The sequence below is a fragment of the Streptomyces sp. NPDC051452 genome, from assembly GCF_044454765.1.
In the GTDB taxonomy this organism is placed as follows: Bacteria; Actinomycetota; Actinomycetes; order Streptomycetales; family Streptomycetaceae; genus Streptomyces.
Genome location: NZ_JBITEB010000002.1, coordinates 119,694 through 144,925, shown reverse-complemented (window position 1 = coordinate 144,925; position 25,232 = coordinate 119,694). Strand labels below are relative to the sequence as shown.

Annotated in this window: 22 protein-coding genes; 12 read left to right on the top strand and 10 right to left on the bottom strand. The window is 71.5% G+C overall.

The genetic code is table 11. From position 1 onward, the window contains the following. Nucleotides 1–20 precede the first annotated feature (20 nt). From rsmA to ACIBA9_RS05860, 6 genes are all read left to right on the top strand, one after another. Nucleotides 21–890, top strand: coding sequence for a 16S rRNA (adenine(1518)-N(6)/adenine(1519)-N(6))-dimethyltransferase RsmA (gene rsmA / locus ACIBA9_RS05885; RefSeq protein WP_399360105.1), 870 nt, complete (start codon nucleotides 21–23; stop codon nucleotides 888–890). A gap of 78 nt (nucleotides 891–968) precedes the next feature. After that, nucleotides 969–1,883 (top strand): 4-(cytidine 5'-diphospho)-2-C-methyl-D-erythritol kinase, encoded by a 915-nt coding sequence (locus ACIBA9_RS05880; RefSeq protein WP_399360104.1) that lies wholly within the window; start codon nucleotides 969–971, stop codon nucleotides 1,881–1,883. A 161-nt stretch (nucleotides 1,884–2,044) separates the two neighbouring features. Then, nucleotides 2,045–3,853 (top strand): ABC-F family ATP-binding cassette domain-containing protein, encoded by a 1,809-nt coding sequence (locus tag ACIBA9_RS05875; protein WP_399360103.1) that lies wholly within the window; start codon nucleotides 2,045–2,047, stop codon nucleotides 3,851–3,853. A gap of 253 nt (nucleotides 3,854–4,106) precedes the next feature. Continuing rightward, entirely contained in the window at nucleotides 4,107–5,945 is a 1,839-nt protein-coding gene (locus ACIBA9_RS05870; protein WP_399360102.1) for a PQQ-binding-like beta-propeller repeat protein, read from the top strand. A gap of 83 nt (nucleotides 5,946–6,028) precedes the next feature. Next, the gene (locus tag ACIBA9_RS05865) at nucleotides 6,029–7,879 is read left to right on the top strand and encodes a PQQ-binding-like beta-propeller repeat protein (RefSeq protein ID WP_399360101.1); all 1,851 of its coding nucleotides are present in this window, start codon (nucleotides 6,029–6,031) and stop codon (nucleotides 7,877–7,879) included. A gap of 226 nt (nucleotides 7,880–8,105) precedes the next feature. Next, nucleotides 8,106–8,801, top strand: coding sequence for a LuxR C-terminal-related transcriptional regulator (locus ACIBA9_RS05860; protein WP_399360100.1), 696 nt, complete (start codon nucleotides 8,106–8,108; stop codon nucleotides 8,799–8,801). A 122-nt stretch (nucleotides 8,802–8,923) separates the two neighbouring features. Here ACIBA9_RS05860 and ACIBA9_RS05855 read toward each other — a convergent pair whose 3' ends face one another. Beyond that, nucleotides 8,924–9,268, bottom strand: a complete 345-nt coding sequence (locus ACIBA9_RS05855; protein WP_399360099.1) for a hypothetical protein — start codon at nucleotides 9,266–9,268, stop codon at nucleotides 8,924–8,926. 21 nt (nucleotides 9,269–9,289) lie between these two features. Further along, nucleotides 9,290–10,981, bottom strand: coding sequence for a sodium:solute symporter family protein (locus ACIBA9_RS05850; RefSeq protein WP_399360098.1), 1,692 nt, complete (start codon nucleotides 10,979–10,981; stop codon nucleotides 9,290–9,292). A gap of 176 nt (nucleotides 10,982–11,157) precedes the next feature. Between ACIBA9_RS05850 and galT the strand changes: the two genes are divergently transcribed. Genes galT through galK form a run of 3 tightly spaced genes read left to right on the top strand, consistent with a single transcriptional unit; the run spans nucleotide 11,158 to nucleotide 14,356 of the window. Continuing rightward, entirely contained in the window at nucleotides 11,158–12,243 is a 1,086-nt protein-coding gene (galT, locus tag ACIBA9_RS05845) for a galactose-1-phosphate uridylyltransferase (RefSeq protein ID WP_399360097.1), read from the top strand. Further along, nucleotides 12,240–13,202 carry a UDP-glucose 4-epimerase GalE gene (galE, locus tag ACIBA9_RS05840; RefSeq protein WP_399360096.1) on the top strand — a complete coding sequence of 321 codons (963 nt, stop codon included), beginning with the start codon at nucleotides 12,240–12,242 and terminating at the stop codon, nucleotides 13,200–13,202. Before galT ends, galE begins: the two co-directional genes overlap by 4 nt. Beyond that, entirely contained in the window at nucleotides 13,202–14,356 is a 1,155-nt protein-coding gene (gene galK / locus ACIBA9_RS05835; RefSeq protein ID WP_399360095.1) for a galactokinase, read from the top strand. The genes galE and galK overlap by 1 nt, the downstream gene beginning before the upstream one ends. Before the next feature lie 16 nt (nucleotides 14,357–14,372). On the opposite strand, the gene ACIBA9_RS05830 is transcribed toward galK, so the two are convergent. Beyond that, on the bottom strand, nucleotides 14,373–14,828 hold the full coding sequence (locus ACIBA9_RS05830) for a GNAT family N-acetyltransferase (RefSeq protein ID WP_399361219.1): 456 nt from the start codon (nucleotides 14,826–14,828) through the stop codon (nucleotides 14,373–14,375). 311 nt (nucleotides 14,829–15,139) lie between these two features. Between ACIBA9_RS05830 and ACIBA9_RS05825 the strand changes: the two genes are divergently transcribed. Next, nucleotides 15,140–15,907: a response regulator transcription factor gene (locus ACIBA9_RS05825; RefSeq protein ID WP_362158205.1), complete on the top strand. Its 768-nt coding sequence runs from the start codon at nucleotides 15,140–15,142 to the stop codon at nucleotides 15,905–15,907. Here the strand turns inward: ACIBA9_RS05825 and ACIBA9_RS05820 are convergent. After that, a complete protein-coding gene (locus tag ACIBA9_RS05820; RefSeq protein WP_399360094.1) occupies nucleotides 15,866–16,363 on the bottom strand; it encodes a MarR family winged helix-turn-helix transcriptional regulator in 498 nt (165 codons plus the stop codon). The genes ACIBA9_RS05825 and ACIBA9_RS05820 overlap by 42 nt on opposite strands. An 89-nt stretch (nucleotides 16,364–16,452) precedes the next feature. Between ACIBA9_RS05820 and ACIBA9_RS05815 the strand changes: the two genes are divergently transcribed. Next, on the top strand, nucleotides 16,453–17,265 hold the full coding sequence (locus tag ACIBA9_RS05815; protein ID WP_399360093.1) for a trans-aconitate 2-methyltransferase: 813 nt from the start codon (nucleotides 16,453–16,455) through the stop codon (nucleotides 17,263–17,265). 77 nt (nucleotides 17,266–17,342) lie between these two features. Here the strand turns inward: ACIBA9_RS05815 and ACIBA9_RS05810 are convergent, their stop codons facing one another. Beyond that, nucleotides 17,343–18,020 carry a TetR/AcrR family transcriptional regulator gene (locus ACIBA9_RS05810; RefSeq protein WP_362158197.1) on the bottom strand — a complete coding sequence of 226 codons (678 nt, stop codon included), beginning with the start codon at nucleotides 18,018–18,020 and terminating at the stop codon, nucleotides 17,343–17,345. After that, on the bottom strand, nucleotides 18,017–19,024 hold the full coding sequence (locus tag ACIBA9_RS05805) for an acyl-CoA desaturase (RefSeq protein WP_399360092.1): 1,008 nt from the start codon (nucleotides 19,022–19,024) through the stop codon (nucleotides 18,017–18,019). Before ACIBA9_RS05805 ends, ACIBA9_RS05810 begins: the two co-directional genes overlap by 4 nt. Before the next feature lie 299 nt (nucleotides 19,025–19,323). Here ACIBA9_RS05805 and ppc point away from each other — a divergent pair, with 299 nt between their 5' ends. Next, the gene (gene ppc / locus ACIBA9_RS05800) at nucleotides 19,324–22,068 is read left to right on the top strand and encodes a phosphoenolpyruvate carboxylase (RefSeq protein ID WP_399360091.1); all 2,745 of its coding nucleotides are present in this window, start codon (nucleotides 19,324–19,326) and stop codon (nucleotides 22,066–22,068) included. A gap of 65 nt (nucleotides 22,069–22,133) precedes the next feature. On the opposite strand, the gene ACIBA9_RS05795 is transcribed toward ppc, so the two are convergent. The 4 genes from ACIBA9_RS05795 to ACIBA9_RS05780 all read right to left on the bottom strand — a co-directional run bounded on the left by ACIBA9_RS05795 (nucleotide 22,134) and on the right by ACIBA9_RS05780 (nucleotide 25,173). Then, on the bottom strand, nucleotides 22,134–22,640 hold the full coding sequence (locus ACIBA9_RS05795) for a hypothetical protein (RefSeq protein WP_399361217.1): 507 nt from the start codon (nucleotides 22,638–22,640) through the stop codon (nucleotides 22,134–22,136). Between the two features lie 52 nt (nucleotides 22,641–22,692). Beyond that, nucleotides 22,693–23,298 carry an aminoacyl-tRNA hydrolase gene (pth, locus tag ACIBA9_RS05790; RefSeq protein ID WP_362158188.1) on the bottom strand — a complete coding sequence of 202 codons (606 nt, stop codon included), beginning with the start codon at nucleotides 23,296–23,298 and terminating at the stop codon, nucleotides 22,693–22,695. Between the two features lie 75 nt (nucleotides 23,299–23,373). Further along, the gene (locus ACIBA9_RS05785; RefSeq protein ID WP_399360089.1) at nucleotides 23,374–23,973 is read right to left on the bottom strand and encodes a 50S ribosomal protein L25/general stress protein Ctc; all 600 of its coding nucleotides are present in this window, start codon (nucleotides 23,971–23,973) and stop codon (nucleotides 23,374–23,376) included. A 219-nt stretch (nucleotides 23,974–24,192) separates the two neighbouring features. Further along, the gene (locus ACIBA9_RS05780; RefSeq protein WP_399360088.1) at nucleotides 24,193–25,173 is read right to left on the bottom strand and encodes a ribose-phosphate diphosphokinase; all 981 of its coding nucleotides are present in this window, start codon (nucleotides 25,171–25,173) and stop codon (nucleotides 24,193–24,195) included. Nucleotides 25,174–25,232: the final 59 nt, after the last annotated feature.

Genomic DNA, 25,232 nt, shown 5'->3' with positions numbered 1-25,232 from the left:
GGCCCCCGTACCCTTGTCCCGTGAGCAGCCCCACCCCCGACGCCCTCCTCGGCCCGGCCGACATCCGTGAGCTGGCGGCAGCGCTCGGTGTACGCCCCACCAAGCAGCGCGGCCAGAACTTCGTGATCGACGCCAACACGGTCCGCCGTATCGTGCGGACCGCCGGGGTCCGCCCCGACGACGTGGTCGTCGAGGTCGGTCCCGGCCTCGGCTCCCTGACCCTCGCGCTCCTGGAGAGCGCCGACCGGGTCACCGCGGTCGAGATCGACGACGTGCTCGCCGCCGCGCTGCCCGCGACCGTCGCGGCCCGCATGCCGCAACGCGCCGACCGGTTCGCGCTGGTCCACTCCGACGCCATGCGGGTCACCGAACTGCCCGGCCCCGCCCCCACCGCCCTGGTGGCGAACCTGCCCTACAACGTGGCCGTGCCGGTGCTGCTGCACATGCTCGACACCTTCCCCGGCATCGAGCGCACACTGGTGATGGTGCAGTCCGAGGTCGCCGACCGGCTCGCCGCCGCGCCCGGCTCCCGGGTGTACGGCGTGCCGTCCGTCAAGGCCAACTGGTACGCCCAGGTCAAGCGGGCCGGTGCCATCGGCCGCAACGTCTTCTGGCCCGCTCCGAACGTCGACAGCGGACTGGTCTCCCTCGTCCGGCGCACCGAGCCGATCCGCACGACGGCCACCAGGAAGCAGGTCTTCGCGGTGGTCGACGCGGCGTTCGCGCAGCGCCGCAAGACCCTGCGGGCGGCCCTCTCCGGCTGGGCCGGGTCCGCCGCCGCCGCGGAGGCCGCCCTGGTCGCCGCCGGTGTCTCGCCGCAGGCACGCGGGGAGTCGTTGACGGTCGAGGAGTTCGCCCGCATCGCCGAGAACGCCCCGCCCACCGCGTAACGCCAGGTGGTGCCGGACCGCGCCCGGCACCGTCGGGCAACGCCGCCCACGCCCGCACACCAAGGAGCCCGGTCAGCAGTGAGCGTCACGGTCCGCGTCCCCGCCAAGGTCAACGTCCAGCTCGCGGTCGGCGCCGCCCGTCCCGACGGATTCCACGACCTCGCCAACGTCTTCCTCGCCGTCGGCCTGTACGACGAGGTCACCGTCACCCCCGCCGACGAGCTGCGGGTCACCTGCGAGGGCCCGGACGCCGGGCAGGTTCCGCTGGACCGCACCAACCTCGCCGCGCGCGCGGCGATCGCGCTCGCCGCCCGGCGCGGCATCGAACCGGCCGTGCACCTCCACATCGCCAAGGACATCCCCGTCGCCGGGGGCATGGCGGGCGGCAGCGCCGACGGCGCGGGCGCGCTGCTCGCCTGCGACACGCTGTGGGGCACCGGTGCCTCCCGCGCCGAACTCCTGTCGATCTGCGCCGAGCTGGGCAGCGACGTCCCGTTCAGCCTGGTGGGCGGCGCGGCCCTCGGCGTCGGGCGGGGCGAGCGGCTGACGGCCCTGGAGACCGGCGGCACCTTCCACTGGGTGTTCGCGATGGCCGGGCGCGGCCTGTCCACCCCGGCGGTCTTCCGTGAGTTCGACCGGCTGGCCGAGGGGCGCGACATCCCGGCACCGATGGCCGCCCCGGACCTCCTGGAAGCGCTCGCGAAAGGCGACGCCGACGCGCTGGCCGCCACCGTCTCCAACGACCTCCAGCCCGCCGCCCTCTCCCTCTTCCCGGAGCTGGCCGCCACCCTCGACGCGGGGCGCGCCGCCGGCGCCCTGGCCGCCCTGGTCTCGGGCTCGGGCCCGACGACGGCCTTCCTGGTGCGCGACCCGGACTCCGGCGCAAAGGTGGCCGAGGCCCTGCGCGCCTCGGGCACCTGCCGGACCGTCCGCACGGCGACCGCGCCCGCGCCGGGCGCGAGCGTGGTGGCGCCGGCGCCCACCCCCGCCTGACCAGCGAGGCCCACCCCCAGGCCCGCCCCAGGCCGGCCCGGGGCGGTCCGGCCGCCGGTGCGGGGCCGCCGGAACGAGCGGTGCCGGTCCCGGGCGGCGGGGACCGCTCGCGCCGAGCATTAGGCTGGGAGGCTGACCGACCCCCGTGGTGCAGGAGTGAAATGGCCGTCAACCTGGTCAATGTCGAGAACGTCAGCAAGGTCTACGGCACCCGTGCCCTCCTGGACGGCGTCTCGCTCGGTGTGTCGGAGGGGGACCGGATCGGGGTCGTCGGCCGCAACGGCGACGGCAAGACCACCCTCATCCGGATGCTCGCGAAGCTGGAGGAGGCCGACACCGGCCGGGTCACCCACTCCGGCGGGCTGCGCACCGGCGTCCTCACCCAGCACGACTCCCTGGACCCCGCCGCCACCGTCCGCCACGAGGTCATCGGCGACATGGCCGACCACGAGTGGGCCGGCAACGCCAAGGTCCGGGACGTACTGACGGGACTGTTCGGCGGGCTGGACCTGCCGGGCTTCCCCAAGGGCCTGGACACCGTCATCGGACCGCTGTCCGGCGGTGAGCGGCGCCGTATCGCGCTCGCCAAGCTGCTCATCGAGGAACAGGACCTGCTCGTCCTCGACGAGCCCACCAACCACCTCGACGTCGAGGGCATCGCCTGGCTCGCCCGGCACCTGCAGAACCGCCGCTCGGCACTGGTCTGCGTGACCCACGACCGGTGGTTCCTGGACCAGGTCTCAACCCGCATGTGGGACGTACAGCGCGGTGCCGTGTACGAGTACGAGGGCGGCTACTCGGACTACGTCTTCGCGCGCGCCGAACGCGAGCGGATCGCGGCCACCGAGGAGGTCAAGCGGCAGAACCTGATCCGCAAGGAGCTGGCCTGGCTGCGGCGCGGCGCCCCCGCCCGTACCTCCAAGCCGCGCTTTCGCGTCGAGGCCGCCAACGAGCTGATCGCGGACGTGCCGCCGCCCCGGGACAGCGGCGAGCTGATGAACTTCGCCTCCTCGCGGCTCGGCAAGACCGTCTTCGACCTGGAAGACGTCACCGTGCAGGCCGGCCCCAAGGTGCTGCTCGAGCACATCACCTGGCAGCTCGGGCCGGGCGACCGGATCGGCCTCGTCGGGGTCAACGGCGCCGGCAAGACCTCCCTGCTGCGGGCCCTGGCCGACGCGGCCCGCACGGGGGGCGAGGCGCAGCCCGCGGGCGGACGGGTCGTCGTCGGCAAGACGGTCCGGCTCGCCTACCTCTCCCAGGAGGTCGCCGAACTCGACCCCACCTGGCGGGTCCTGGAGGCCGTGCAGCAGATCCGCGAGCGCGTCGACCTCGGCAAGGGACGCGAGCTGACCGCCGGTCAGCTGTGCGAGACGTTCGGCTTCGGCAAGGAGAAGCAGTGGACGCCGGTGGGCGACCTCTCCGGTGGTGAGCGCCGCCGGCTCCAGCTGCTGCGCCTCCTCATGGACGAGCCCAACGTCCTCTTCCTCGACGAGCCCACCAACGACCTCGACATCGAGACCCTCACCCAGCTGGAGGACGTCCTCGACGGCTGGCCCGGCTCGATGATCGTCATCTCCCACGACCGCTTCTTCGTCGAGCGCACCACCGACCGGGTCTTCGCCCTCCTCGGTGACGGCGCGCTGCGGATGCTGCCGCGCGGGATCGACGAGTACCTGGAGCGGCGCCGGCGCATGGAGGAGACGGTCGCCGCGCAGAGCGCCGCCGCGGCGCCCAAACCGGCCACCACGGAGAAGAGCGCCGCCGACCAGCGTGCCGCCAAGAAGGAACTCCAGAAGATCGAGCGCCAGTTGGACAAGGTCTCCGAGAAGGAGGCGAAGCTGCACGCCCGGATCGCCGAGAACGCGACCGACTTCGCGAAGGTGGCCGAACTGGACGCCCAGCTGCGGGACCTGTCCGGCGAGCGCGACGAACTGGAGATGCGCTGGCTGGAATTGGCGGAGGACGCCTGACCGGGCCGGGCGGGGCCGCCCGCCCGCGTGAGGGGCGTGAAGGGGGCGTGAAGGTGCGTAACGGCGCCATCACGAGCCGGTTCTCCCTTGGGAACGGCGGCGGAAGCGAGGCCGTGCGCTGTCGGTGGCGGGTGATAGAAAGAGCCGAAAGAGCCGTCCGAGAACGGCCTGAGAACCGTCTGAATACGACCTTGGGTGCGTCACGGACCTCAGGGCGTGGCTAAAAATCAGTGAACGAGGGGGAAGAGCGCTGATGACTCAGCCGCCCAACCAGCCGCCGCAGGGCGGCCCCGGAGCGCCGCAGGACCAGCCGCCCGGGGACCAGCCACCACCGGGCGGCGGCTTCGGCCCCCCGCAACAGCCCCCGGCGCACAGCGGTTTCGGCGCGCCCCAGGCGACCCCGGGCGCCACGCCCGTGCCGCCGCCCCCGGCCCAGCCGCCCGCCGGCCCGCCGCAGCCCCAGCCCGGCTACGGCTACCCCCAGCAGCCCGGCCCGTACGGCGCTCCCGCCGCCCCGGGCGCCCAGGGCCCCTACGGCTACCCGCAGCAGCAGCCGCCGGGCCCCTACGGCGCGGCACCGCAGCCCGGTTACGGCTACGCCCACCAGCCGCCCTACCCGGCAGCGCCCGCCACCGTGCCCGGCGCGCCCTTCGGGAACCGGTCCGGCCCCGGGAAGAACCGGGCGCTGATCATCGGCGCCGCGGTGGCCGCGCTGCTCGTCGTCGGCGGCGTCACGGTGTTCGCCGTCACCAGCGGAGGCGACGGCGGCGGCGCGAAGAAGCCCGTCGCCCAGCAGAGCGACGACGGCAAGCGGTCGGCCTCCCCCTCGGCGACCGCGTCCGGACAGAGCGCCGCCGCAGACGACCCCGAGGACCTCAACCAGGGCCGGCAGGCCGGTGAGGCCAAGGTGCTCTGGTACAAGTCGGCCCCGGACGCCCCGGGTTCCGGCGCGGACGCGCCCGGCATGTGGATCACCGGCAAGACCGCGGTGAAGGCGGCGTACAAGCAGGTCTTCGCCTTCGGCGCCGCCGACGGCGCCGCCGCCTGGGGCCCGATCACCTTCCCGCAGAAGATCTGCGCGGCCACCTCGGGGCAGTCGGCCGACGGCAAGATCGTCGTGGCGTACATGAACGGCTCGGGCGACCGGGCCAAGTGCAACCAGCTCCAGCAGATCGACCTGGACACGGGCGCGAAGGGCTGGCACGGCGAGGTCGCCGACGGCGGGCTGTTCGACAGCGCGCTCAACGTCGAGCTGACGGTGAGCGGCAAGGTCCTGATGGTGGGCCGCTCCCAGTCGGGCACGGCCTATGACATCGGCAGCGGCAAGAAGCTGTACGACAAGGAGAAGTACGGCGCGGCCTGCTTCCCGACCGCGTTCGCGGGCGGCACCGACCGGCTGGTCCAGGTGGCCTCCTGCGCGGCGGGCACGGACAGGGAGCACGACGAGATCTCGGATCTCGACCCGGCGACCGGCAGGGTGAAGTGGACCCAGCCGGTCAAGAAGGGCTGGCAGGTCGCCCGGACGTACTCCGTCGACCCGCTCGTGGTCTATCTGACCAACCGGGACAAGAAGGCCTGGAACATCTCCACCTTCACCAAGGACGGCAAGTTCCGTTCCGAGGTCAAGGCCGACGAGAAGTTCGCCCCCCGCTGCGGCTGGGCCATCCTCGAACGCGACCTGCAGGGCTGCCAGGGCGTGGCGGTCGACGCCGACACGCTCTACCTGCCCACGGACGCCACCGGCAGCGCCAACGAGATCGTCGCGATCAGCCTCGCCGACGGCAAGGCGAAGTGGCGGGCCAAGTCGCCCGCGGCGGAGCCGATGGCCCCGATGAAGGTCGAGGGCGGCAAGCTCATCGCGTACGTGCAGCCCTCGTACGACGCCGGCGGCCAGGTGGTGTCGATCCCGGTCACCGGCTCCTCCCACCAGAGCACCCGGCTGCTGCGCAACCCGCAGGGCACCGCCGCCATCGAGGACACCTTCTACGACGGTGCCATCGCCTGGTCCGGCGGACGGTTCTACATCTCCGCCGGCCGGCTCTCCGGCAACGACGACTCCAAGGAGAAGCTGATGATGGCCTTCGGCAACTGAAGCCCGGTGTCCGTCCTCTCGCACGCAGTCCCGAGTCCCGTCCGTCCTACGGCCTTCCGAGCTTCACCGAGGTAACCGCTCCCATGACGCAGCCGCCCCCTCCGCCGCCGAACCAGCCCCCTCAGCAGGGCGGCTTCGGCCCCCCGACCCCGGGAACCCCACAGCCCCCGCAGCCGCCCGTGGCCGGCCCGCCGACCCCTCCGGCCGGCCCGCCCCCGCAGCCTCCGCAACCCGGCTACGGCTACCCGCAGACGGCCCCGCCCCCCCAGCCGCAGCCCGGCTACGGCTACCCCGGCGGCGGGCAGAACCCGTACGCCACCCAGCCCCCGGCCTACGGTCGGCAGCAGCCGCCCGGTTACGGCGCCCAGCCGCAGAACCCCTACGCGCAGCCGGTCCAGCCCCCGCAGCCGGGCTACGGCTACCCGGGCCCGCCGCCGACCGTGCCCATGCAGCCCCATCCCGCGCCGGGCGGGGGCGGGCGGAACAACACCACCCTGCTCATCGTCGTCGCGGCGGTCGTCGCCATCGCGCTGATCGTCGTCGGCGGCATCTGGTACGCCAACTCCTCCGGCGGCGACGGCGACCGGCACGACACCGCCTCGTCCGGCGGCGGCACGGGCGGCACCGGTGGCAAGAACGGCACCGGCTCGGCCGGCGGCACGTCCGCCGGCGGCAAGGAGAAGGTGCCGGCCGATCCCGCCTCCCACGTGCTGCTCCAGGTCCCGCTGCCCAAGACGGACGACACGGTCGTCACCTCGGGCTCGTGGCTGACCGACACGGTGTACGCCAAGAGCGGCATCGCCGAGATCACCGGTTACGACCCGGCCAAGGGCACCCGGCTGTGGACGGTCAAGCTGCCCGGCCCGGTGTGCGCGGCCAGCGGCCAGGTCACCTCGGACGGCAAGACGGCGGTCGCCTTCCAGCCGAGGATGCCCGCGAAGAACACCACCGCGGGCTGCAGCCAGATCGCCGCGATCGACCTCGGCGCGGGCAAGAAGCTGTGGACGAAGTCGGTCAAGTCCGGTGACACCCCGCTCACCTTCCAGAACGTGACGGTCTCCCGGCACACCGTCGCGGTCGGCAGCCTCAACGGCGGCGCCGCGTTCGACATCGACTCCGGCGCGCCGCTGTGGCAGCCGAAGCCGGGCGACACCTGCTACGACGCCGGCTACGCCGGCGGCGCCCGGCTGGTCGCCGTACGCAAGTGCGGCGAGTACGACAACCGGCAGCTGCACATCCAGAACATCGACCCCAAGTCGGGGAAGGTGATCGCCGAGTACAAGATGCCCGCGGGCGTCGAGTACGCCTCCGTCGTCTCCACCGACCCGCTGGTGGTCGCGGCCGACGTCGGTGACAGCGCCGGCGACGGCAGCGGGGTGTCGGACTACTTCTCCATCGACGCCGGGACCGGCAAACTGCTCACCCGCATCTCCGCGCCCGGCGACACCTACGGCGGCCGCTGCGACGGCATCACCCGCGTCGACGGCTGCAAGCAGATCGTCGCCGGCAACGGCAGGCTGTACCTGCCGACCGAGGAGCACGACGGCAAGGGCGCGTCCTTCAGCAAGACCAACGAGGTCATCGCGTTCGACCTGAAGACGGGCAAGCAGACCGGCCAGCGCGCCGAGGCAGGCGACGGCTACATCGTGTCGCCGCTGCGCATGGACGGCACCAACCTGCTCGTCTACAAGCGGCCGCCGTACGACAAGGGCGGCCAGATCGTCAGCATCGACGGCGGCAGCTTCAAGCAGACCAAGCTGCTGGAGAACCCCTCCACGCGCACCGTGCGGGAGGCGGAGACCGGCCTGCTGCCGGACTACGCCGAGATCCTCTTCGGGCGGGGCCGCCTCTACATGTCGGCGGTGTTCGCCCACAAGACGGACTCGACGTACGGCAAGGAGTACCTGGTGATGGGGTTCGGCACGAGCGGCTGACGGACCGCGGCCGGCGCCGCCCGCCTCGCCCGAACGGGTGACCCATCGAGAAGTGCCCCGGATTCATCGATCCGGGGCACTTCTCGTCGAGAGCGGCAGCGCGACGTCGAACAAGCGTGTAGCTTCCGGGGGCATGAAGGGCGAGGCGCCGGGGGGCCCTCTGTCCTGGCGGACCGGTGGACGTCCATAGTGGGGCATCCACGGGGAGGGACTGGGGGGTTGCTCTATGGCAGTGCGGCTCATGGTCGTCGACGACCATCGCCTGCTCGCGGAGGCGCTGGCGTCGGCTCTGAAGCTGCGCGGCCACCGCGTGCTCGCGGCGGCGGCGCCGGCCGCGGGCGCGGCGGACCTGGTGATCACGCGGGCGCCGGAGGTCTGTCTGCTGGGTACGGCGGCACCGGCCGAGCCGGGCGCCTTCGACCCGGTGGTGAAGATCAAACGGGAGCGGCCGCAGGTCGCGGTGGTGGTGCTGGGTCCGGTGCCGTCCCCGCGCGGCATCGCGGCGGCCTTCGCCGCGGGCGCGTCGGGGTATGTGCGGCACGACGAGCGGATCGAGGGCGTCGAGCGGGCCATCATGAAGGCCCGCGCCGGAGAGGCGGCGGTGGCCCCGCAGTTGCTGCAGGGGGCGTTCGGCGAGCTGCTCAATCCGGCCGCACAGCCCGACGACGAGGCCCAGCGGCTGCTCCGGATGCTCACGCCGCGCGAGGTGGAGGTGCTGGTGCGGGTGGCCGACGGGGAGGACACGCGGCTGATCGCGGCGGGCATGGGCATCGCGCCGAGCACCGCGCGGACGCACGTACAGCGGGTGCTGATGAAGCTCGACGTGGGCTCACGCCTGGAGGCGGCGGCCCTGGCGGCACGAACCGGCCTGCTGGACCGGGCGGCCACCACCCTCCACCCCCCGGCCGCCCCGCCCACCTGACCGGCCGGGCACCCGAAGCCCCCCGCACCCTCCCGCGGGCGAGAGGCGACCGTGCCCCGAAGGGGCGCGGGGAACCACGCGACCGGGTCCCACGCGCCCGTGCTCGCCAGGGTGAGCGGCGGTTACTCCTGCCCCTCCCGCGCGACCTCCGCGGGAGCCGGCGGGACAGTGGGCCGCAGCTTCAGCCAGGCCAGGAAGAAGATCCCCAGCAGCAGCATCCCGATCCCGGTCCACAGGTTGATGTTGACGCCCTGGGCCTTGTCGATGGCCGACCGCGAGTCGGTGATGCCGGCGATCGTGACGATGACGCCGTACAGCACGAACAGGCCGCCGATGATGCGGCGCAGGTCGAAGATGCGGGCCGCGGTCGCGGACTTGGCCTCCAGTTCGGTGACTTCGCGCTGGACGTCCTGCTCGGAGAAGCCCGAGCGCTCGGAACGGCCCGGACGGTCGGAGTGTTCGCTCATGATTTCCTCGATCCTCCCGCGTCAGAACGAGAACGGGATGTAGCAGGCGGCGGCCAGGACGACCGCGCCCCAGCCCAGCAGGGCGGGCCTGCGGTACCAGGCGTCGTCCCCCGCGGCGGGCGGTTCGGACATGCCGGGGGACCGGGTGCCGTAGACCAGACCCTGCAGCTCCTGCGCCGGCTTGGGCTTGGTGAACAGGGACACGGCGACCATCACGACCGCTCCGGCGACGAATCCGGCGATGGCGGAGACGAAGTTGGCGCCCTGGTCGGAGGGGATGGAGATGATCCCCTTCTTGTAGAACACGAAGTAGTTGACCATCGCCGCCGTGGTGCCGGCCAGCAGGCCCCAGAACCCGGACTTGGCGGACGCGCGCTTCCAGAACATGCCGACGATGAAGACCACGAACATCGGCACGTTGAAGAAGGAGAACAGCGTCTGCAGGTAGCTCATGATGTTCGAGAACGACGACGCCAGGAACGCCGTGCCGACCGAGGCGGCCACGCCGATCACCGTGATCAGGCGCCCGAAGCGGACGTAGTAGGCGTCCTCGCGGTCCCGCACCACGTACTTGGCCCAGATGTCGTTGGTGAACACCGTGTTGAAGGACGACACGTTGGCCGCCATGCCCGCCATGAAGGCCGCCAGCAGCCCGGTGACGGCGATGCCGAGCACGCCGTTGGGCAGCAGTTCCTGCATCAGGTAGGGGATGGCGTCGTTGTACTGCAGGCCGGAGCCGGCGGTGCCGATCTTGGGGACGAGCGCGGCGGCGACCAGGCCCGGGATCATCACCAGGAAGACGATGAAGATCTTCGGGTAGGCCGCGATCAGCGGGGTGCGCTGTCCGGCGGAGAGGTTCTTCGCGGACAGGGCGCGCTGCACCTCGGCGAAGTTGGTGGTCCAGTAGCCGAAGGAGAGCACGAAGCCGAGCCCGAGGACGATGGTCAGCCAGTTGGCGCCGAGCGGGTTGGCGCTGCCGATGCCGGTGCCGCCCCAGGCGCTGGTGAAGTTCTGCCCGTGGGTGGCGCTCAGCTTGTCGGTCAGACCGCCCCAGCCGCCGACCTTCTTCAGACCGAGGATGGTGATCGGGATGAGGGCGGCGAGGATCACGAAGAACTGCAGGACCTCGTTGTAGATGGCCGAGGACAGACCGCCGAGCGTGATGTAGGCGAGCACGAAGGCGCCGGCGACGACGATCGCCACCCACTGCGGCCAGCCGAGCAGCGCCTCGACGACGATCGCGAGGGCGTAGAGGTTGACGCCCGCGATCAGGATGGCGGCGAACGCGAACAGGATCGAGCTGAGCAGGTGGGCGGCCTTGTCGAAGCGCAGCAGCAGGAACTCGGGGACCGAGCGGACCTTGCTGCCGTAGTAGAAGGGCATCATCACCAGGCCCAGGAAGACCATCGCCGGGATGGCGCCGATCCAGTACCAGTGCACGGTGTAGGCGCCGTACTGGGCGCTGTTCGCCGCCATGCCCAGGATCTCGGTGGCCGCCAGGTTCGCCGAGATGAAGGCGAGGCCGGTGATCCAGGCGGGCAGCGAGCGTCCGGACAGGAAGAAGTCGAGGCTGGTCTTCACCGAACGGCGGGCCGCCAAGCCGATGCCGAGGACGACGACGAAGTAGATCGCCAGGATCGTGTAGTCCAGCCAGTTGGTGGGGAGCCGTAGCTCCGCCGCCAGATAGGTCGGGGCGTCTGCGGGGGTTTCCATGAAGAACTCGCTTCGTTGCGCGAACTGATCCATGCGGAACCTACGCCGCGGTGTTCAATTTTTGAACACTCCGGGTGGTGTTCTTTGTTTGATTGTGATCGACCGAGGTGTTGTCGAGTTGTGGTTTGTTATGTTTGATCGTGTTGAGTGAGTGGGTGCGAAGCAAGGAGCCCGGCGTGAAGAAGACCTCGACCCGGCTGGCCGACGGTCGCGAGCTGATCTACTACGACCTGCGGGACGACACCGTGCGGGACGCCGTCGACCGCCGCCCGCTGGACCGTACGGTCACCACCTCCGAGATCCGCCGCGACCCGCTGCTCGGCGACGCGGTCGCCGTCGCCTCACACCGCCAGGGCCGCACCTACCACCCGCCGGCCGACGAGTGCCCCCTGTGCCCGACGCGGGGCGACCGGCTGAGCGAGATCCCGGACTCCTCCTACGACGTCGTCGTCTTCGAGAACCGCTTCCCCTCGCTCGCCGGCGACTCCGGCCGCTGCGAGGTCGTCTGCTTCACCTCCGACCACGACGCCTCCTTCGCGAGCCTCACCGAGGAACAGGCCCGGCTGGTGCTCGACGCCTGGACCGACCGCACGTCCGAGCTGTCCCATCTGCCCTCCGTGGAGCAGGTGTTCTGCTTCGAGAACCGCGGCGCCGAGATCGGTGTGACCCTGGGCCACCCGCACGGGCAGATCTACGCCTACCCCTTCACCACCCCGCGCACCGCGCTGATGCTCCGCTCGCTCGCCGCCCACAAGGAGTCCACCGGCGGCCAGAACCTCTTCGACGCCGTGCTGGAGCGGGAGAGCGCCGCGGAGCGGGTCGTCCTTGAGAGTGAACACTGGGTGGCCTTCGTGCCGTACGCGGCGCACTGGCCCTACGAGGTCCACCTGTACCCCAGGCGTCGCGTCCCGGACCTCCTCGCGCTCGACGAGGCGGCACGCACAGAGTTCCCCCAGGTCTATCTGGAACTCTTGAGGCGCTTCGACCGGCTCTTCGACACCGGAGGGAGCGCGAGCGCGGGCGAGGGGGAGGGCGTGACGCCGTACATCGCGGCCTGGCACCAGGCCCCCTTCGGCGCGCTGGCGGACTTCGACGGTGTCACCCGGGACGACTTCGCGCTCCACCTCGAGCTTTTCACCATCCGCCGCACTTCCGGCAAGCTGAAGTTCCTCGCGGGTTCCGAGTCCGGCATGAGCGTGTTCATCAACGACGTGCCGCCGGAACGCGCGGCCGGACGACTGCGAGAGGTAGCGACTTCATGAAGTACCTGGTGACGGGTGGCGCGGGTTACGTCGGCGGGGTCGTGGCCCGGCATCTGCTGGAGGCCGGCCACGAGGTCACCGTCCTCGACAACCTCTCCACCGGCTTCCGCGAGGGCGTCCCGGCCGGCGCCGCCTTCATCGAGGGCGACATCCGCGACGCCGCCAAGTGGCTCGACTCCTCCTACGACGCCGTGCTGCACTTCGCCGCCTTCTCGCAGGTCGGCGAGTCGGTCGTGAAGCCGGAGAAGTACTGGGACAACAACGTCGCCGGCAGCATGGCCCTGCTCGGCGCGATGCGCGAGGCGGGAGTGCGCAAGCTGGTCTTCTCCTCCACGGCCGCGACCTACGGCGAGCCCGAGCAGGTGCCGATCGTGGAGAGTGCGCCGACCCGGCCCACCAGTGCCTACGGCGCCACCAAACTCGCCGTCGACCACATGATCACCAGTGAGGCGAAGGCCCACGGCCTGGCGGCGGTGTCCCTGCGTTACTTCAACGTGGCCGGCGCCTACGGCACCTGCGGCGAGCGGCACGACCCCGAGTCGCACCTCATCCCGCTCGTCCTCCAGGTCGCCCTCGGCCGCCGTGAGGCGATCTCCGTCTACGGCGACGACTACCCGACCCCGGACGGCACCTGCGTACGCGACTACATCCACGTCGCGGACCTCGCCGAGGCCCATCTGCTGGCCCTGACCGCGGCCCGGCCGGGCGAGCACCTGATCTGCAACCTCGGCAACGGCAGCGGGTTCTCCGTCCGCGAGGTCATCGAGACCGTCCGCGAGGTCACCGGCCACCCGATCCCCGAGGTGATCGCCCCGCGCCGGGGCGGTGACCCCGCGGTGCTGGTCGCCTCGGCGGACACCGCCCGCGAGAAGCTGGGCTGGAATCCGTCCCGCGCGGACCTCGCGGGCATCGTCGCGGACGCGTGGGACTTCGCGCGGCGCAACACGAAGGAGCACTAGTGGGGGCACAGCGGGTCGCGGAGCGCTTCACCGAGCTGTACGGGGCCGCGCCGCAGGGGGTGTGGGCGGCCCCGGGCCGGGTCAACCTGATCGGCGAACACACCGACTACAACGACGGCTTCGTGATGCCGTTCGCGCTGCCGCACCAGGTCGTCGCGGCGGTCTCCCGCCGGGACGACGGGGTGCTGCGCCTGCACTCGGCGGACGTCGAGGGCGGCGTGGTGGAGCTCGCCCCCACCGCGCTCGCGCCGGGGGGCGACGCCGAGTGGACGGCGTACCCGGCGGGCGTGGTCTGGGCGCTGCGCGAGGCGGGCCACGCGGTCGCCGGCGCGGACATCCACCTGTCCTCCACCGTCCCCACGGGAGCGGGCCTGTCCTCCTCGGCGGCCCTGGAGGTCGTCGTCGCGCTCGCGCTGAACGACCTGTACGGTCTCGGCCTGCGACGGTGGCAGCTGGCCCGGCTGTGCCAGCGCGCCGAGAACCTCTACGTCGGCGCGCCGACCGGCATCATGGACCAGACGGCGTCCGCGTGCTGCGAGCCGGGGCACGCCCTGTTCCTCGACACCCGGGACCTGTCCCAGCACCAGATCCCCTTCGACCTCGCGGCCGGGGGTCTGCGCCTGCTGGTGGTGGACACGCAGGTCAAGCACGCCCACAGCGGCGGCGAGTACGGCAAGCGCCGGGCCGGCTGCGAGAAGGGCGCCGCGCTGCTCGGCGTCGACGCCCTGCGGGACGTGCCCTACGACGGCCTGGACGCCGCCCTCGCGGGCCTGGGTGACGAGGAGGAGGTCCGCCGCCTGGTCCGGCATGTGGTGACGGAGGACCAGCGGGTCGAGCGGGTCGTCGGTCTGCTGCGCTCCGGGGAGGTCCGGGCCATCGGTCCCGTCCTCACCGAGGGCCATGTCTCGCTGCGCGACGACTTCCGCATCTCCTGTCCGGAGCTGGACCTGGTGGTGGACACGGCCCTGGCCGCCGGCGCCCTGGGCGCCCGGATGACGGGCGGCGGCTTCGGTGGGTCGGCGATCGTCCTGACGGAGGTCACCGAGGTGGACACCCTCACCAAGGCGATCGAGGAGGCCTTCGCCGGGGCCGGGTTCACGACCCCGCGCGTCTTCGAGGCGGTGCCGTCGGCGGGCGCCCACCGCCTGGACTGACGGCCCCGGGCGTCCGTCAGCGCAGCCGCTTGGTCAGGGTGTACTCCGTGATCCCCGGTGGATAGTCGGGGATCACGGACACCACGTCGTAGCCCTGTCCGGTGTAGAAGTCCGGGGCCTGGAAGTCCCAGGTCTCCAGGCGGGCGGCGGTGCAGGCGCGGTCGGCGCGGGCGATGCGTTCCGCCCGCGCCAGCAGCCGCCCGCCCAGCCCCGCGCCCCGGTACCGGGCGTCCACCCACAGGTAGGTGACGTGCAGCCAGGTCGCCCAGGTGTGGCCGACCAGACCGCCGGCCAGGCCGCCCGAGGAATCCGACGCCCACACGTGCAGGGGGACTTCGCGTTCGCCGGGCGTGCCGCGCAGGGCGGCCAGCACCGGGGACGCCGCCAGGTTGGTGTCCCGCAGCCGCGAGCGGAGCAGATCACGTCGGTCGTTGTCGACTTCCGCCTCAATACGAAACATGCGGCACACCATAAACGCGTCGGACGGCCAGTTCTGCAAATCGCCTTCCCCTGTCCGCTCCCATCCGTACTCTGAAAAACGGTGCCGGTGGGGGCCGGTGCCGATCAGGGGGCGAGACAGGCGGGTACGGTGCCCGCGGTGGGGGTAGCACTCCCCGCGACGGCGGCGGCCGTGCGGCGGGCGTCCTCTCCGCTGGGTGTCGTACCCGCGCGAGTCGTCGTTTCCGGACCGTTGCCGGGTTGTTCTCCGGACCGGCGCGCGCCGGACCCTTTCCGGACCTTGGGTATCCCCTGCTCCGCGCGGAGCCTGGGGAAGGGGGTTTCGTGGTTCGTATCCGAGTCCTGGTCGTGGACGACCACCGCATCTTCGCCGAGTCGCTCGCCGCCGCCCTGGCCGCCGAGCCCGACGTGGACGTCTCCGCCGCCGGCAGCGGCCCGGCCGCGCTGCGCTGTCTGGAGCGCGCGGCCGCCGAGGGCCGCCGCTACGACGTTCTGCTGGCCGACTCCGACCTCGGGGGCACCCTGTCCGGCGCCCGCCCGGCCGTCCCCGTGCAGGCCGGTGACGAGGAGGGCCTGGTCGACGGGATCTCGCTGGTCGCCGGGGTGCGGACCGCTCAGCCCGGCGTGCGCGTCGTCGTCATCGCCGAGAAGGACGACCCGCGCCGCGCGGCCCTCGCCCTGCAGGCCGGCGCCTCGGGCTGGGTCGCCAAGGACTCCTCGCTGTCGCGGCTGCTGACGGTGATACGCGGTGTGCTGCGCGACGAGACCCATCTGCCGCCGGCGCTGCTCACCGGGGTGCTCAGGGAACTGACGGCCGCGCGCCGGCACCGCACCGAGAGCGAGCGGCTGGTGGAGTCCCTCACCCCGCGCGAGCGCGAGGTACTGCGCTGCATGGTCGCCGGGCTCGGCCGCAAGGCGGTCGCCGAACGGCTGTTCCTCTCCCCGCACACCGTGCGCACCCATATGCAGAACGTCCTCGGCAAGCTCGGCGTCCACTCCACCCTGGCCGCCGTGGCACTCGCCCGGCGGGCCGGCGTCGGACCGGTCGACCTAGCCCGGGATGTTGTCGAACGGGGCGGTCAACTGGCGTAGCAGTCCGGCCAGTTCGCCGCGCTGGCCGCGGGAGAGCTCGGCGAGGATCGCCCGCTCCTGCTCCAGCAGGCCCGCCAGTGCCTGGTCCGCGCGGTCCCGGCCGGTCCCGGTCAGCCGGACCAGCACGCCCCGCCGGTCGCTGGGATCGGGCAACCGCTCGACCAGGCCCTTCTTGGTGAGCCGGTCGATGCGGTTGGTCATCGTGCCCGAGGTGACCAGGGTCTGGGTCAGCAACTGCCCGGGGGAGAGCTGATACGGCGTGCCCGCGCGCCGGAGCGCGGTCAGCACGTCGAACTCCCACGGCTCCAGCTGGTGCTCGGCGAAGGCGAGCCGGCGCGCGCGGTCCAGATGCCGGGCGAGTCGGCTCACCCGGCTGAGTACTTCCAGCGGCTCCACGTCGAGGTCCGGACGCTCCCGGCGCCACGCTGCGACCAGCCGATCGACCTCGTCCTCCATGGAGATCAGTGTAGTGGTTGTGTCGACATGAAGTCTCTTGATACCGAGTCTCTTGACATCAAGATAACTCGACGGGGAAGGTGGGAGGCATGACGACGCCCCGCTGGGACCCGGCCCAGTACCTCCGCCACGCCGCCCACCGCGCCCGCCCCTTCGCCGACCTCCTCGCCCGCGTCCCCGAGCTCCCCGGCGGCCGGCCCCGCATCGCCGACCTCGGCTGCGGCCCCGGCAACGTCACCGCGCTGCTCGCCGAGCGCTGGCCCGACGCGCACATCACCGGCTACGACAACTCGCCCGAGATGCTCGACAAGGCGCACGTCGACCACGAGGGCCCCACGCCCGGCGGCGGCCGGCTGGACTTCGCCCACGCCGACGCCCGCACCTGGAGGCCCCAGGAGCCGTACGACCTGATCGTCTCCAACGCCACCCTCCAGTGGGTGCCCGGCCACGCCGACCGCTTCGCCGACTGGGTCGCCGCACTCGGGCCCGGCGGCGCCTTCGCCTTCCAGGTCCCCGACAACATCGACGCCCCGCTGCACACCCTGATGCGCGGCCTCGCCGCCACCCCCCGCTGGACGGACCGCCTCGCCGGCATCCTGCGGCGCACCGACTCCGTGCACACCCCCGGCGCCTATCTGGACCGCCTGGCCCGCCTCGGCTGCTCCACCGACGTCTGGCGCACGACGTACCTCCACGTCCTGCGCGGCCCCGACCCGGTCCTGGACTGGGTCAAGGGCACCGGCCTGCGCCCCGCCCTGACCGCCCTGGCCGACGACCCCGAGGCCCGCGACGCCTTCCTCACCGAATACCGGGACCTGCTACGGGATGCCTACCCGACCGCCCCGTACGGCACGGTCCTGCCGTTTCGCCGACTGTTCGCGGTGGCCGTCAAGGAGACGTGAGAAGGGGTGCCGACCGGCTGCGAGCGGGTTACGGAGCCGGTCCGCCGTCCCGCCGAGGCCACCTCTCGCGGCGAACCTCAGCTCTTGCGGTGGCCTATCAGCCGTGGCTTCTGCTCCAGGCCGTCCAGGCCGTGCCAGGCCAGGTTCACCAGATGGGCCGCCACCTCCGCCTTCTTCGGGCGGCGCACGTCCAGCCACCACTGGCCGGTCAGCGCCACCATGCCGACCAGCGCCTGGGCGTACAGCGGGGCCAGCTTGGAGTCGAAGCCGCGGGACTTGAACTCGCGGCCCAGGATGTCCTCCACCTGGGTGGCGATGTCCGAGATCAGCGAGGCGAAGGAACCCGTGGACTGCGGGATGGGCGAGTCGCGCACCAGGATGCGGAACCCGTCCGTGTACTCCTCGATGTAGTCCAGCAGCGCGAAGGCGGCCTGTTCGCACAGCTCGCGGGGGTGGCCGGCGGTCAGCGAGCTGGTCACCATGTCCAGCAGGCGCCGCATCTCGCGGTCGACCACCACCGCGTACAGCCCCTCCTTGCCGCCGAAGTGCTCGTACACCACCGGCTTGGACACCCCGGCCTTCGCCGCGATCTCCTCCACCGAGGTGCCCTCGAATCCCTTCGCCGCGAAGAGGGTGCGACCGATCTCCAGCAGCTGCTGGCGGCGCTCGGCGCCGGTCATTCGGGTCCGGCGGGTCCGCCGCTGCTTGTCGTTGCCGGGATTGCTGCTGGAATCGGTCGCCACGGCCTCCATCATGCCGCCTCGGCCGCCGCCTTCCGGCGCCGGGAGCCACCCTGGTCGCGGTCGCGGCGGGAATCGATACGCGAGCGTGACGGCCAGCGCACGTCATACGCCCAGCCGAGCAGCTCGAACCAGCGGATGAAACGCGCCGAGGAGTCGATCTGCCCGCGCATCACCCCGTGCCGGGCCGACGTCGGGTCGGCGTGGTGCAGGTTGTGCCAGGACTCGCCGCAGGACAGGACCGCCAGCCACCACACGTTGCCCGAGCGGTCCCGGGACTTGAACGGCCGCTTGCCGACCGCGTGACAGATCGAGTTGATCGACCACGTCACGTGGTGCAGCAGCGCCACCCGCACCATCGAGCCCCAGAAGAACCCGGTGAACGCCCCCCACCAGGACATCGTCACCAGACCGCCGATCAGCGCGGGCAGCGCCAGCGACAGCGCCGTCCACAGCACGAACTGGCGGGAGATCGCCCGGATCGCCTTGTCCTTGATCAGATCCGGCGCGTACTTCTCCTGCGGGGTCTGCTCCTCGTCGAACATCCAGCCGATGTGCGCCCACCACAGGCCCTTCATCAGCGCCGGCAGCGTCTCCCCGAACCGCCACGGCGAATGCGGGTCGCCCTCGGCGTCGGAGAACCTGTGGTGCCTGCGGTGATCGGCCACCCAGCGCACCAGGGGACCCTCGACCGCCATCGACCCCATGATCGCCAGCGCGATCCGCAGGGGCCGCTTGGCCTTGAACGAACCGTGGGTGAAGTACCGGTGGAAACCGATGGTGACGCCGTGGCATCCCAGGAAGTAGAAGAAGACCAGCAGGCCCACGTCGAGCCAGCTCACCCCCCAGCCCCAGGCCAGCGGCACGGCCGCCACCAGTGCCAGGAACGGCACGACGATGAACAGGAGCAGCGTGATCTGTTCGATCGAACGCTTCTGCTCGCCGCCCAGCGTGGCGGAGGGGGGAGATGTGTCGGTGGCCTTACGGGCTTCGTCGATCACGTCGGAACTCGAGGTCATGCGCGTCCCCTGTGGGGTCGAGGGTCAAGTTCTGTGCGGGCCGCCGGGACCGTAAGGGACTCGACGGCACCCTACGGTTCCGTAACCTACGGCAACGTAAGTATGGCAGCGCGCCGGGCGGCGGCAAGAGCCCCGTGGCCTGCGCGTCCCGACGGACACCTATCCTGGTCTCGGTCGGACAGCGCGGTCCGCTGAAGTTTCTTCCCGGACGCTCCGGCCCGTATGCGGCGCCCGCCGCCGCGTGGCAGACGGACGGGTTCCCTCCCAGACGAGCTTCAACACTGCAAGGAGCCGCACCTGTGAGCAGTGCCGACGACCAGACCACCACGACCGGCAGCGAGCTGCGCGCCGACATCCGCCGCCTGGGTGATCTCCTGGGGGAGACCCTCGTCCGGCAGGAGGGCCCCGAGCTCCTCGAACTGGTCGAGAAGGTCCGCCACCTCACCCGTGAGGACGGCGAGGCCGCCGCCGAGTTGCTGCGTGGCATCGAACTGGAAACCGCGGCCAAGCTGGTCCGCGCCTTCTCCACCTACTTCCACCTGGCCAACATCACCGAGCAGGTGCACCGCGGCCGCGAGCTGCGCGCCAAGCGGGCGGCCGAGGGCGGCCTGCTCGCCCGCACCGCCGACCGGCTCAAGGAGGCCGATCCCGAGCACCTGCGCCAGACCGTGCGGCACCTGAACGTGCGCCCGGTGTTCACCGCGCACCCCACCGAGGCCGCCCGCCGGTCGGTCCTCAACAAGCTCAGGCGCATCGCCGCGCTCCTGGACACCCCCGTCCTCGTCTCCGACCGTCGCCGCCACGACATCCGCCTCGCCGAGAACATCGACCTCGTCTGGCAGACCGACGAACTGCGCGTGGTCCGCCCCGAGCCCGCCGACGAGGCCCGCAACGCCATCTACTACCTCGACGAGCTGCACGCCGACGCCGTGGGCGACGTCCTGGAGGACCTGACCGCGGAACTGGAGCGGGTGGGCGTCAAGCTGCCCGACGAGACCCGCCCCCTCACCTTCGGCACCTGGATCGGCGGCGACCGCGACGGCAACCCCAACGTCACCCCCCAGGTGACCTGGGACGTCCTCATCCTCCAGCACGAGCACGGCATCAACGACGCCCTGGAGATGATCGACGAGCTGCGCGGCCTGCTCTCCAACTCCATCCGTTACACCGGAGCCACGGAAGAACTCCTGGAGTCCCTGCGCGCCGACCTCGAGAAGCTGCCCGAGATCAGCCCCCGCTACAAGCGGCTCAACGCCGAGGAGCCCTACCGGCTCAAGGCCACCTGCATCCGGCAGAAGCTGGAGAACACCAAGCAGCGCCTCGCCAAGGGCATCCCGCACGAGGAGGGCCGCGACTACCTCGGCACCGGCGAACTCCTCGGCGACCTGCGGATCATCCAGACCTCCCTGCGCGAGCACCGCGGCGGCCTCTTCGCCGACGGCCGCCTCGCCCGCACCATCCGCACCCTGGCCGCCTTCGGCCTCCAGCTGGCCACCCTCGACGTGCGCGAACACGCCGACGCCCACCACCACGCCCTCGGCCAGCTCTTCGACCGCCTCGGCGAGGAGTCCTGGCGCTACGCCGACATGCCCCGCGAGTACCGGGCCAGGCTCCTCGCCAAGGAACTGCGCTCCCGGCGGCCCCTCGCCTCCTCCCCGGCACCCGTCGACGCGGCCGGCACCAAGACGCTCGGCGTCTTCGAGACCGTCAAGAAGGCCCTGGAGGTCTTCGGCCCCGAGGTCATCGAGTCCTACATCATCTCCATGTGCCAGGGCGCCGACGACGTCTTCGCCGCCGCCGTCCTCGCCCGCGAGGCCGGCCTGCTGGACCTGCACGCCGGCTGGGCGAAGATCGGCATCGTCCCCCTGCTGGAGACCACCGACGAGCTGCGGGCCGCCGACACCATCCTCGAGGAGATGCTCTCCGACCCGTCCTACCGGCGCCTGGTCGCGCTGCGCGGCGACGTCCAGGAGGTCATGCTCGGCTACTCCGACTCCTCCAAGTTCGGCGGCATCACCACCAGCCAGTGGGAGATCCACCGCGCCCAGCGCCGGCTGCGCGACGTCGCCCACCGCTACGGCGTACGCCTGCGCCTCTTCCACGGCCGCGGCGGCACCGTCGGCCGCGGCGGCGGCCCCTCCCACGACGCCATCCTCGCCCAGCCCTGGGGCACCCTGGAGGGCGAGATCAAGGTCACCGAGCAGGGCGAGGTCATCTCCGACAAGTACCTCATCCCCTCCCTCGCCCGGGAGAACCTGGAACTGACCGTCGCGGCCACCCTGCAGGCCTCCGCCCTGCACACCGCGCCCCGCCAGTCCGACGAGGCCCTCGCCCGCTGGGACGCCGCGATGGACGTCGTCTCGGAAGCCGCCCACGCCGCCTACCGCGCCCTCGTCGAGGACCCGGACCTGCCGACGTACTTCCTCGCGTCGACACCGGTGGACCAGCTCGCCGACCTGCACCTGGGCTCCCGGCCCTCCCGCCGCCCCGGCTCCGGCGTCTCACTCGACGGCCTGCGCGCCATCCCGTGGGTGTTCGGCTGGACCCAGTCCCGGCAGATCGTCCCCGGCTGGTTCGGCGTCGGCTCCGGCCTCAAGGCCCTGCGCGAGAGCGGCCTGCGGCAGGAGGGCGACACCGTGCTCGACGAGATGCACCAGCAGTGGCACTTCTTCCGCAACTTCATGTCCAACGTCGAGATGACCCTCGCCAAGACCGACCTGCGGATCGCCCAGCACTACGTCGACACCCTCGTCCCCGACGAACTCAAGCACGTGTTCGACACCATCAAGGCCGAACACGAACTGACCGTCCGCGAGGTCCTGCGGATCACCGGCGAGAAGGAACTGCTCGACGCCCAGCCCGAACTGAAGCAGACCTTCACCATCCGCGACGCCTACCTGGACCCGATCTCCTACCTCCAGGTCACCCTGCTCAAGCGCCAGCGTGACGCGGCCGCCGCCGGCGCGGAGCCCGACCCGCTGCTCGCGCGCGCCCTGCTGCTCACCGTCAACGGCGTGGCCGCCGGCCTGCGCAACACCGGCTGACCCTCACCCACACGCGAAAAAGCCGCCCCCGGGATCCTCGATCCCGGGGGCGGCCCCGTCCACGCTCACTGCGACGCCACGAACGCCGCCGTCAGCAAGGCCAGCCCCGACAGCCCCAGCAGCCACGCCGCCCGCGTCAGCCGCATCCCGCCCGCGACCACCACCGAGGCCAGCAGCAGCGCCCCGCCCAGCGGCAACCACGCGTACAGCACCCCCGCCGGCCCCGAACGGACCGCGTCCGCCGTGCCGGGCTTCAGCACGACGTCGTACGTCGCCCCCCGGCGCACCACGACCGACCGCGCCAGCTCCACCCGCGGGCGTGCCGACGCGCCGGCCGACACCGGTCTGAACGGCCCCGTACACACGTCACCCGCGCAGGCCGACACCCGCACCGTGCCCTGCTCCCGGCCCTTCGGCAGCATCACGTGCTGCGCGGTCCCCCAGGAACCCCACACCCCGGCGAACACGATCAGCGCGGCGAGAGCCCCCATGGCGGCGACCCGTCCGAGACGCAACGCGGACACGGACGCCTGGCGAGCGGACACAGGGGTGGCGGGCATGGCCGGGATCATTGGCCATGCCGGCACGCGCGGTCAACTTCCCCGGACGCCAGGGGCGGACAAGTCAGGAGTTGTACGAACCCTGCGCCCGCTCCAGCCCCTCCGTCACCAGACACTCCACCGCGTCCGCCGCCCGGTCCACGAAGTAGTCCAGCTCCTTGCGCTCCGCCGACGCGAAGTCCTTCAGCACGAAGTCCGCCACCTGCATCCGCCCCGGCGGCCGCCCGATCCCGAACCGCACCCGGTGGTAGTCCGCCCCCATCGCCTTCGTCATCGACTTCAGCCCGTTGTGCCCGTTGTCGCCACCGCCCAGCTTCAGCCGCAGCGTGCCGTAGTCGATGTCCAGCTCGTCATGGACCGCGACGACGTTGCCCACCGGCACCTTGTAGAAGTCCCGCAGCGCGTTCACCGGACCACCGGACAGGTTCATGTACGACATCGGCTTGGCCAGGATCACCCGGCGGCTCCCCGGCCCCGCCGGACCGATCCGCCCCTCCAGCACCTGCGCCTGCGCCTTGCCCGCCCGCTTGAACTTCCCCCCGATCCGCTCGGCGAGCAGATCGGCCACCATGAAACCGACGTTGTGCCGGTTCATGGCGTACTCCGGCCCGGGATTGCCGAGCCCGACGACCAGCCAGGGTCCGCCACTGACGGGGGTGGTCACGTCCATGTCTCCTTGATACGCGCCAGCCGCCGCTCCCCGCGAGGGAAGCGACGGCTGAACAGATGATGCCGCCGGCCCGGATCAGGCCTCGGCGGCCTCTTCGCCCTCGCCCTCGGACGCCTCGCCCTCGGTCTCCTCGGCCTGCGCGGCCAGGACCTGCAGGACGACGGCGTCGTCCTCGACGGTCAGCTTCACGCCGGACGGCAGGGAGATGTCCTTGGCCAGGATGGAGGCACCGGCCGCCAGGCCCTCGACGGAGACCGTGACGGCCTCGGGGATGTGGGTGGCCTCGGCCTCGACCGGGAGCGCGTTCAGCACGTGCTCGAGCAGGTTGCCACCGGGGGCCAGCTCGCCCTCGGTGTGGACCGGGATCTCGACCGTGACCTTCTCGCCGCGCTTGACCAGCTGCAGGTCGACGTGCTCCAGGAAGCCCTTCAGCGGGTCGCGCGCCACGGACTTCGGGATCGCCAGCTCGTTGGTCTTGCCGTCGATGTCCAGGGAGATCAGGACGTTCGGCGTACGCAGCGCCAGCAGCAGCTCGTGGCCCGGGAGGGTCAGGTGCAGCGGGTCGGAACCGTGGCCGTAGAGAACACCCGGAACCTTGTTGTCGCGGCGGATGCGGCGCGCGGCACCCTTGCCGAACTCGGTGCGGGTCTCGGCGGTGAGCTTGACCTCGGACATACGGATCACTCCTCGTAGAACTCGGAACGGACGTGGTCACCCGGCCACGAACGGCCTGCTACGAAGAGCGCGTCGATAACGGATCACCGCACCCGTCCTGAAACGGAGTACGGCCTCCCTCGCCGAGCAACTGCAGTAGTTTACTCGGCGAGGCAGGCCGCACCAAAAGGATCTTCGGTCAGCTCGCCGAACCAACGCGGCGAAAGACCCGCAGAAACCTCACTGCTCGTCGAAGAGGCTGGTCACCGAGCCATCCTCGAAGACCTCACGCACCGCGCTCGCGATGGTCGGAGCGATCGACAACACCGTGATCTTCTCCAGATCCCGGCCCAGCTCCGACGGCGTCGGCAGCGTGTTCGTGAACACGAACTCACTCACCCGCGAGTTCTTCAGCCGGTCCGCCGCCGGACCCGACAGCACACCGTGCGTCGCCGTCACGATGACGTCCTCCGCGCCATGCGCGAACAGCGCGTCCGCGGCCGCGCAGATCGTCCCACCGGTGTCGATCATGTCGTCCACCAGCACACACACGCGACCCTTGACCTCACCCACGACCTCGTGGACGGTCACCTGGTTCGCCACGTCCTTGTCACGCCGCTTGTGCACGATCGCCAGCGGCGCACCGAGCCGGTCACACCACCGGTCCGCCACCCGCACGCGGCCCGCGTCCGGCGACACCACCGTCAGCTTCTGCCGGTCCACCTTGCGACCCACGTAGTCCGCCAGCAGCGGCAACGCGAACAGATGGTCCACCGGGCCGTCGAAGAAGCCCTGGATCTGGTCCGTGTGCAGATCCACCGTCAACAGGCGGTCGGCACCCGCCGTCTTCATCAGATCCGCGATCAGACGCGCCGAGATCGGCTCACGACCCCGGTGCTTCTTGTCCTGCCGCGCGTAACCGTAGAACGGCACGATCACCGTGATGGAACGCGCCGAAGCACGCTTCAACGCGTCGATCATGATCAGCTGCTCCATGATCCACTGGTTGATCGGAGCCGTGTGGCTCTGGATCACGAAGCAGTCCGCACCCCGCGCCGACTCCTGGTAACGGACGTAGATCTCACCGTTCGCGAAGTCGAAGGCCTTCGTCGGGACAACCCCGACACCCAGCTGCTGGGCGACCTCCTCGGCAAGCTCGGGGTGGGCGCGGCCGGAGAAGAACATCATCTTCTTCTCGCCGGTCGTCTTGATCCCGGTCACAGCACTGTCTCCTCAGAGGTTGTCTCAGCCAGCCTGCTGCTCGGCGACCACTCGGCTGG